The sequence below is a fragment of the Mangrovibacter plantisponsor genome (assembly GCF_003182475.1).
Classification (GTDB): domain Bacteria; phylum Pseudomonadota; class Gammaproteobacteria; order Enterobacterales; family Enterobacteriaceae; genus Mangrovibacter; species Mangrovibacter plantisponsor.
Map to the genome: position 1 here is coordinate 1 of NZ_QGTS01000055.1, position 1,112 is coordinate 1,112.

Annotated in this window: 1 protein-coding gene; it reads left to right on the forward strand. The window is 51.9% G+C overall.

The features are described 5' to 3' along the window. On the forward strand, positions 1-939 hold a 939-nt coding region (locus DES37_RS25470; RefSeq protein ID WP_110028306.1), incomplete at its 5' end, for a formylglycine-generating enzyme family protein. Between the last annotated feature and the right edge of the window lie 173 nt (positions 940-1,112).

Genomic DNA, 1,112 nt, shown 5'->3' on the forward strand with positions numbered 1-1,112 from the left:
GATAACCATCCGGCCGCAACTTCTGCTGCCACTGCCGCGCAAAATCAACAATCCAGCCCCGAACTGCAAAATATGCTGCACCAGGTAAAACAGAACCTGGTGTTTGTGGAAGGCGGTGACTTTCTGATGGGGGATTTTGGCCGGGAATATGGGCCGGAAAAACTGCGCTATGACGTTAATAAAGACAGCAAGCCGCTGCATAAAGTCACGCTGAGCAGTTACTCCATCAGCCGGTTTAAAACCACCAACCAGGAATACCAGCTCTACCTTAAATTAAATAATCTGTCATTAAGACAGTTTAATGGCGGGCTTTTCCAGGAGTGGATGGACTCGCTGAATAAATTACCCAACACCCCGGCGCATGTGAACTGGTATGAAGCCGAACAATACTGTGCCTGGCTGGGTGAAGTCAGTGGCCTGCCTTTTGCCCTGCCAACGGAAGCACAGTGGGAGTACGCCGCCCGCAGCCGGGGGCAGTTTTTTATTGTCGGCACCAACAGCGGCGTGCTGGAAATGGACAGCATTCACCGGGGAATTAATATTTCAGGTTCATCGGACCGGAAAGAGTTTGCCCAGCAAATGGGGCTGAAGGGAGGGATTATGGTGGCGATGCCTGTAGACCGTTACCCGCCCAACCCGCTGGGGCTTTACGATATGGCAGGGAATGGCTATGAGTGGATGCAGGACTGGTATGACCCGGACTATTACCAGCACTCCCCGGCGGTTAACCCCCGGGGGCCGGAAAAACCGGTCTATAAGAGTCTTGATGGGATTGATGATACGGAGCCCCAGTATACCAAAGTACTCCGTGGGGCGGGTTTCTCTGGTCCATTTGAAGGGCTAACCATTACCCGGTCTAAAAGAAAACCGGACACGGGGGTTCTTTTGACAACAACCGTTCGTTGTGTGGTCAACAGCCTGAATCCCGTAAAACCGTAACGGAGTCAATAATGAACAAAAGGACTTTTCTGCTGCTGGCCCCTTTATTTCTGAGTGCCTGCGATAACCATCCGGCCACAACTTCTGCTGCCACTGCCGCGCAAAATCAACAATCCAGCCCCGAACTGCAAAATATGCTGCACCAGGTAAAACAGAACCTGGTGTTTGTGGAA